This window comes from Streptomyces sp. NPDC006458, from assembly GCF_040612135.1.
Classification (GTDB): domain Bacteria; phylum Actinomycetota; class Actinomycetes; order Streptomycetales; family Streptomycetaceae; genus Streptomyces.
The window spans coordinates 113,892-120,881 of record NZ_JBEXPR010000027.1 but is presented as its reverse complement, the minus strand read 5'-3'; the positions used below and the strand labels follow the sequence as shown (position 1 = coordinate 120,881).

Sequence of the window (6,990 nt, the reverse complement as noted above, 5' to 3'; positions counted from 1 at the left end):
AGTACATCCAGTACGAGGGCCTGCACCCGGCACACCGAGAGCACGCGCCGGACGCCGCTCCTTGACGGGCAAACGCTGCCTGCCGGGGCACTAGCTAGGCCCCGCGACCCCTGGACGGGAGGGCCAGCAGGACCAGGCCGGACGCGAGCACGGCCAGTCCGCACCAGGAGGCGGCGGGCAGCCGCTCGCCGAGGACGACCACGCCCAGCACCGCCGCGACGGCGGGCTCGGCCAGGGTCAGCGACGTGGCCACCGACGCCGGGGTGCGGCGCAGCCCGTGCCCGAAGAGGCGGTAGGCCAGGAACACGGTGAACACCGCGAGATACCCGCCCACCGCCGCCCCGCGCCAGGTGCCCAGCCAGTCGGTGTCGACGTACAGCACGAGCGGTACGACGAGCAGCCCGGCGGCGCCGAACAGCACGCCCATCACGGCGTCCGAGGCGTGCCCGCGGGTGATGAGGCCGCCGCCGATCAGCGCGTAGACGGCGTACGACAGTCCCGCGCACGCGGCGAGCACCACGCCCACGGGGTCCACCGCGGTGCCGTGCCCGGACAGGGCCGGGCCCAGGACCAGCAGGGCGCAGCCGAGGACGGCGGCCGCGGTGGCGGCCGTCCAGCGTGCGGTGGGCCGGGCCCGTCCGGTGCCCCACGCCAGCAGGCCGGTGAACACCGGGGCGCTGCCGAGTGCGATCACCGTGGCCACGGCCACGCCGGTGCGGGCCACCGCCGGATAGAAGGTGAGGGGGTACCCGGCCACCGCCAGTGCGCCCAGCGCGAGCAGCCACCGTTCCCGGCGCGTGCAGGCGCCCGGCAGCGAGCGGGCTGCGCGCGAGGTGAGGAACAGCAGCATGCCGCCGAGCGCGAGCCCGGCACTCCCGATGGCGGCCGTCGGCGCACCGGTCGGGGCCAGGGAGCTCGCCGTTCCGGTCGTGCCCCACAGCACGGCCGAGACGAGGATCGGAGCGGGTCCGCCGAGGAGCCCCGGGCGGGAGGCGGGCGCGCCGGGGTTCTTCGGGCGCGCGGGGGTCGGAACAGCGGTGCGGTTCGGCACAGTCGTAGGTCTTCCGTTGTCGAATGCGTGAGGGAATCGATCCGCAACAGGCGCACGACAACAGCTCCCTGACCGACCTCAGGTCGGTGGGAGCCGGGAAGACATCCGCTTCCGCTCGGTCCGCGCGCCCGTCAGGCGCGGGGAGGCGGAAGGACGACGTGCCAGTGGGTGTTCACCCCGCGATGATAACCACACCGCGCGCGGGCCCGGTCGTACGTCGCCGGACGCCCGGGCCGCCGCCGGCGCAAGTGGGGTCGGCCGGCGGCGGGGTCTTCCGGTGTCAGGGCGAGCGGTGGAACCGGGCCCGCACCCAGTCGCCGTGGTCGCCGGACTTGGTGCCGTCCGTATGGGTGACCGGCAGGTTCACCCGCCGGGCACCCGCGAGGGGCACATCGGCCCCGGCGGGGTCGGGCCGGGCGGGGTCGGGCCGGGCGGTAACGGTCGGCGAGGACCGCAGGGCGCGGCCGTCGGCGATGACCGCGAAGGAGAATGGAGCGGTCATGTCGATCCCTTCCCTTCGCCGACGTCCGTCGGCACAGAATGGCCGTGGTGACAGAAGCTGATTGAAAAGTGGTTCCTGCGCGCAGAATCAATCAGGCGAAGAAGATATAGCGCATTGCCGCCCCGTCTGGCCAGAGTGTGGGCGGGAGAAACGGGCCAACGGGCCCCTGAGTGGCGGAAGTCGAAGGAGCCGGCCGCGTGGCGACACGTGCCGACCCCGACCGTGAAGTCGCCGAAGGTCGGCGCAGCTTGCGGCAGTACAGCGCGTACGGCGTACGGGAGGAGCCCGGGCGGCTCGTGCGGGCGATGCCGGCCGCGTATTCGTCGTCGGCGCACTGGCCCTTGTAGTGGCCGTGCGCGAACTCGCCGCACTTGAGGGCCGGGCCGCGGTCGAACCAGAGGGTGCGGCCGCCGGCGCCCGTGATCGTGCCGGCCGTGGCCGGGGCGCACAGAGCGGCGAAGACGGCCGCGCCGCGGACGCTGCAGCCGACGAGGAACTGGCCGTCGGCGCACTGGAGTTTGCCGTACCTGGACGCCCAGTCGGACCGGACATGGCGCTCGTCCCCGGCGCCAACTGGTCGGGCGACGACCACTGGTGGGAGAGCTGGATCGCGGAACGTGGTCCTTGATGCCGGGGCCGGAGATGCCGTGGTTGACCCTGGTCTACGACAGCGCCGGCCTCGGAGGTGACATGACCATCTGCCTCACCCCCGGCCAGGAGGTCTCCTACAACGGCGTCGCCAACGACAGCGGCGACTCCCACACCTGGGCCATGAGCTGCTGAAACCCGCAGCGGAGGGGGCGTTGTCAGTGCCCTCTGCCATGATCCCGGCATGCTCGACGACGCCCGGGTGACCCCACCCGGCAGCAACGACCGGCACGGCGGCGCGACCGCTCCCGTGCCGGTCGGCGCCCCCTGTCCGCCGTCGCGAGGGGACGCGCGATGAAGCCCGCCGTGCGGCTCGTGCGCGCCCTGACCGACCCGTCGTACGAGATCACCGACCCGAGCCTTCTGCGACAGATCGAGCGAGGTGCCTGATGGCCACCGTGACCTTCCGGGACGAGACCGCGACCGGCAAGCCGGTCGCCGAGCTGGCAGTCGACGGGCTGCCCGGCCGGATGAGCGTGCGGGAACTGATCCGGCTGCGCGTGCGCGAGGAGGTCGCCCGCCACAAGGCCAGACCGCGCGACCGGTTCAACGGCCTGGTCCGGCCCGACGACGCCGAGACCGCGCTCAACGGCTACCGGCTGCGCGAGCCCCGCCGCATCGACTGGGAACGCCAGGCCGACATGGCCGAGCAGGCGTTCCTGGCCAACGGGTACTTCGTGCTGACCGGGGACCGGCAGATCGAGGACCTCGACGAGCAGATCGACCTCACGGCCGCGCCGGACCTGGTCTTCATCAAACTGGTGGCGCTGGTCGGGGGCTGAGGGACGCGGCGGCCCGGGTCACCCGCCCGCGCCGCTCCGCCCGATGTCCACCACCCGCGCCCAGGGCGGCGGGCGATCGGGCACATACCCCGGATCGTCCTCCCGCCAGGAGTCCGACGTCCCGCCGCGAGGGAACAGCCCGATCACCGTGCGGCAGGGCGGCCGGCTGGCCGGCCAGGGGGTCTGGCCGTCCGTCAGGGCCACGACGACGTCCGGGCGGGGCCGCGCCGCGAGCGCCCTGGCGAAACCGCTGCGCAGATCCGTGCCCCCACCACCCAGCAAAGGGATGTCCTCGTCCCGGCACAGTGGCCGCACCACGTTCGCCGCCGCGTCGCAGGACAGCACGCTCACCAGGTCGCGCCGCCCGCCGACGGCACGGGAGATCGCGGCGATCTCCAGCAGCGCGCCGCCCAGTTCGGCGTCGCTGACCGAGCCGGAGGTGTCCACGACGACCGTGACCCGCGGCGGGGTGCGGCGCAGACTCGGCAGCACCACGCCGGGCAGCCCGGCCGAGCGCCGGGCCGGGCGGCCGTAGACGTAGTCCTCGCCCGCCCCGGCGGCGGAGGCCGCCGAGCGGACGGCCGCGCCCAGCAGTTCCCGCCACGGCTGCGGCGGATGGAAGACCTCCTCCGCCCACCGCCGCCACCCCCGCGGCGCGTCCCCCGGCCGGCCGGTGATGCCCTGGGCGACCCGGAAGCGCACGGCGTCCCGCTCCTGCTCGCTGAGCCCGTGCGCCCCGTCCGGGCCCAGGTCCCAGGCCCGGTCCAGGCCGTCGGCGCCGCTGCCGCAGTCCAGCCACGCCAGATACCGGGTCAGCGGCCCGAGCCGGATCTTCTCGACGTACTCCTCCATGAGCAGTCCGCCGGACAGCATCAGATGGTGGGGGAGCACCGCGCCCTTCGGTGTGGCGAGACCGTCGCCGAACGCGTCGTCGTTGATCTCGCAGTCCGCCGCGAGGTTCATCCGCAGCCGGTCGCCCGCACCTGTCACGCCCTGCCGGCGGGCGAGCCGGTCGCTGCGCCCGTGGTGGTCGCGCAGCAGATGCGACACCTCGTGCACCCACACCGCGGCCAGGTCCTCCACCGGCATCCGGTCCACGAACCCCGGTGCGGCATAGCACCGCCAGTACCGGTCGACGGCCATCGTCGGCACCCCGCGCGACTCGACGACACGCAGGGCGAACAGCGCGGTCGCGAGAAAGGGCCGGGCGCGCGCGGCATGCAGCCGGGCGGCGTACAGCTTGTCCAGGTCCAGCGTCCGGGCCGTCTCCGCGCTCATCGGGCCCCCTGCCCGGCGAGCGGGGCCGACTCGGCCGCCCGGTCGGCGGCCCGGTCCGCACGGCGGGACAGGGACACCGCTCCCGCGAGCCGTTCGACGGCCTCGGGCACGTCCCAGTCCTCGCGGCGCAGCCCGGCGAGCGCGGTGGCGGGAGCGACCACCAGATCGGGCGCCCCGGTCTCCAGGGCCCGCACCAGCAGCGCCCAGGCCGCGTCCCAACGGGCCCGCTCCGGACGGGCGTTGACGGCAGCCACCACCGCGTCGAGGCTCGCCTGCCGCAGATCCCCGCGCTCGGGCAGCTCGGCCCGCGCGGGGTCGGCGAGCAGCACCTCGGGGTCGGGCAGGTCCATACGGTCCATCGCGGCCAGCAGCTCAAGTCCGGGGCCGTCCCCGACCGTTCCCCTGACCAGCAGCGACAGCACCTCCCGTGAGACGTCGGCGGCGGTCGCGAACGCGATCAGGGACAGCGTCATGTCCCAGCTGCGCGGTGAGGGCCAGGCCCCGCCCCGGCGCGCCTCGCCGCTCGGCAGCCGGTGCACCAGGGTGGGCCGGGCTGTGAGGAACTCGCACACCGCGCGGCGCGCGAAGGCCACGGCCTCGGTCAGCAGGGCGGGGTCGAGCCGGGGCAGGGTCGCCCGGGGCCAGGTCCCGGCGAGGCCCCGTACGACGACCTCATGGTCGTGGGCCCACTGGAGGTGGACGAACCGGTTGGCCAGCGGCGGACTCAGCTCCCAGCCGTCGGCGGCCGAGGAGCGCGGGTTGGCCGCCGCCACGATCCGCACACCGGGCGGCAGCCGGAGGGCACCGATCCGCCGCTCCAGGACGAGCCGCAGCAGGGCGGCCTGCACGGCGGGCGGCGCGGTCGACAGCTCGTCCAGGAACAGCAGCCCCCGGCCCGCCCGCACCAGGCGCACCGCCCAGTCCGGCGGGGCCATCGGCACGCCCTGCCGGGCGGGGTCGTCGCCGATGACGGGCAGTCCGGAGAAGTCGGACGGCTCGTGCACGCTGGCGATCACCGTGGTCAGCGGCAGATCCAGGGACGCGGCCAGCTGGTTGAGCGCGGCGGTCTTGCCGATGCCGGGCTCACCCCACAGCAGCACCGGCAGATCGGCGGCCACGGCGAGCGTCAGAGCCTCCAGCCGGGTGTCGGGACGGGGCTCGGTCGTGGTGTCGCGCAGCAGGGTCAGCAACTCGCCTGCCACGTCGAGTCGGGTGGGGGAAACAGGGGTCTTGGGCATGCGTCATCACCTGAGGAAGGGTCGTTGGGACAGGGCTCGGCCCTGGCACCCGGAAGTCGGAAGACAGAAGGGGGAGTCGTCAGCGCCCGGTCGTGTGGCGCGGGTGGGAGCGGTGGCCGCTCGGCCGCTTGGGGCCCGGCCAGGAGGAACGGCCGGGTCCGGGTCCGGCGAGGCCCGCCCTGAACAGCCCGTAGGCGATGCGCCGCGCGGCGGCCGCCTCCAGCTCGTCCAGCAACGGGCCGCCGCGCAGCACGGCTTCGGGCCCGAGGAGGCCCTCCACGACGGCCAGTGCCCCGGCGATGTCGCCGTGGGCGAGACGTTCACGGACGCCGGTGAGACAGTCGGGCCTGCGGTGGGCCTCGTCGATGGCCCGCAGACAGGGGAGCGACGGTCCGGAGAGCGCCGCGAGCAGTTCCTCCCGCCGGACCTCGGCCGGGTCGTGGTCGAGCGGGGCCAATACGCCGTCGACCAGCCCGATCCGGTGCCGTGCGCCCCGGCACTCCACCAGGCGGGCGGCTCCCAACGGGTCCGCGGCACGGGGCGGGCCCGGCACGTGTCCGGGGGCCAGCGCCGAGGCGACCAGCGGATGCAGCAGACCGGGCTCGACGAGGCCGGCGCGCAGCAGTTCGAGGTCGGGTGGTACCCAGGTGGCCGCCTCGGGCAGCACGGGCAGCGCGGACACCCGCCCGTCGGCCGGGGCTGGGGTGATCCTGACCTCGCCCGGTCCGGTGAGCCGGACAAGCAGCCGGTGCCGGGCGCCCAGGCGTACGGCGACGGCATCGGCGGGCCGTTGCTCGGCGTTCAGCAGGATCGCCGCCTCGGCCGCCCACCGGTCGACGGCACAGTGCGCGGTGTCCGGCAGGCCTGGGTCGGGCACGTCGGGCCGCGCCGACGGCGACCCGTCGGCCCCCGACCGCGCTCGCAGTTCGCCGGACCTGCGTACGTCCCACAGGTGCCGGTGCAGATCGAGGCGGAACCGTCGGTTCGGCCGGGCGTGCGGATGCCCGCCCGTCCCGGAGGCGGGGCGGGCCCCGTCCCACAGGGCGAGGCTCATCCGTTGCCCGGCGTCCGCGCGGGCGGGCGGGGTCCGCACGACCAGATGCACCGGGCTCACGCCGTCCCGCCCCGCGGCCTCGTACCGGGCCAGGGAGAGGGTCAGGCCCGGACGCAACAGCCCGTCGGGCGCGACCCGCGGCATGTGCCAGCGCAGCAGGTCGGGCGACAGATGGCGGAGATCCGCGCGCAGCCGGGCCGCGAACTCGCGCCCGTGGAGGTCCGCGGCGGACCGCGGACGCAGGTCGACGTCGACACCGGCGGCGGCACACGCCCCGGCCCAGTCGCCGGTGCGGCGACGGACGGTCGCGGTCTCGATCATGGACGTCGGCACGGCGTACTCACGCACGCGCAACCAGAAGGAAAGTCGGGAATCGCCGTTCGCGAGATGAGTGGTCATCAGCACTCACCTTGCGCGGACGGTGCCCCCCAACTCTG

Annotated in this window: 6 protein-coding genes and 2 pseudogenes; 2 read left to right on the top strand and 6 right to left on the bottom strand. The window is 75.0% G+C overall.

Translation table 11 applies throughout. The features are described from left to right. Positions 1 to 94 precede the first annotated feature (94 nt). From ABZZ79_RS30840 to ABZZ79_RS30830, 3 genes and pseudogenes are all read right to left on the bottom strand, one after another. On the bottom strand, positions 95 to 1,051 hold the full coding sequence (locus ABZZ79_RS30840) for an EamA family transporter (protein WP_356694317.1): 957 nt from the start codon (positions 1,049 to 1,051) through the stop codon (positions 95 to 97). Between the two features lie 280 nt (positions 1,052 to 1,331). Beyond that, entirely contained in the window at positions 1,332 to 1,553 is a 222-nt protein-coding gene (locus ABZZ79_RS30835) for an NPCBM/NEW2 domain-containing protein (protein WP_356694315.1), read from the bottom strand. 244 nt (positions 1,554 to 1,797) lie between these two features. After that, a pseudogene (locus ABZZ79_RS30830) lies at positions 1,798 to 2,115 on the bottom strand (glycoside hydrolase); the annotation flags it as partial. Positions 2,116 to 2,121: 6 nt separating this feature from the next. Here ABZZ79_RS30830 and ABZZ79_RS30825 point away from each other — a divergent pair. Beyond that, positions 2,122 to 2,336: pseudogene (locus ABZZ79_RS30825) on the top strand (hypothetical protein); the annotation flags it as partial. A 254-nt stretch (positions 2,337 to 2,590) separates the two neighbouring features. After that, positions 2,591 to 2,983, top strand: coding sequence for a hypothetical protein (locus ABZZ79_RS30820; RefSeq protein WP_356694313.1), 393 nt, complete (start codon positions 2,591 to 2,593; stop codon positions 2,981 to 2,983). A gap of 18 nt (positions 2,984 to 3,001) precedes the next feature. Here the strand turns inward: ABZZ79_RS30820 and ABZZ79_RS30815 are convergent, their stop codons facing one another. The 3 genes from ABZZ79_RS30815 to ABZZ79_RS30805 form a co-directional block, all read right to left on the bottom strand. Next, positions 3,002 to 4,261: a VWA-like domain-containing protein gene (locus ABZZ79_RS30815; protein ID WP_356694311.1), complete on the bottom strand. Its 1,260-nt coding sequence runs from the start codon at positions 4,259 to 4,261 to the stop codon at positions 3,002 to 3,004. Next, positions 4,258 to 5,499 (bottom strand): MoxR family ATPase, encoded by a 1,242-nt coding sequence (locus ABZZ79_RS30810; RefSeq protein WP_356694307.1) that lies wholly within the window; start codon positions 5,497 to 5,499, stop codon positions 4,258 to 4,260. Before ABZZ79_RS30810 ends, ABZZ79_RS30815 begins: the two co-directional genes overlap by 4 nt. Positions 5,500 to 5,578: 79 nt before the next feature. Next, positions 5,579 to 6,952: a hypothetical protein gene (locus tag ABZZ79_RS30805; RefSeq protein WP_356694305.1), complete on the bottom strand. Its 1,374-nt coding sequence runs from the start codon at positions 6,950 to 6,952 to the stop codon at positions 5,579 to 5,581. Positions 6,953 to 6,990 lie beyond the last annotated feature (38 nt).

Coding starts and splice junctions, on each gene's coding strand:
- ABZZ79_RS30835 (WP_356694315.1), bottom strand. CDS start 1,553: ATGACCGCTCCATTCTCCTTCGCGGTCATCGCCGACGGCCGCGCCCTG.
- ABZZ79_RS30820 (WP_356694313.1), top strand. CDS start 2,591: ATGGCCACCGTGACCTTCCGGGACGAGACCGCGACCGGCAAGCCGGTC.
- ABZZ79_RS30815 (WP_356694311.1), bottom strand. CDS start 4,261: ATGAGCGCGGAGACGGCCCGGACGCTGGACCTGGACAAGCTGTACGCC.
- ABZZ79_RS30810 (WP_356694307.1), bottom strand. CDS start 5,499: ATGCCCAAGACCCCTGTTTCCCCCACCCGACTCGACGTGGCAGGCGAG.
- ABZZ79_RS30805 (WP_356694305.1), bottom strand. CDS start 6,952: ATGACCACTCATCTCGCGAACGGCGATTCCCGACTTTCCTTCTGGTTG.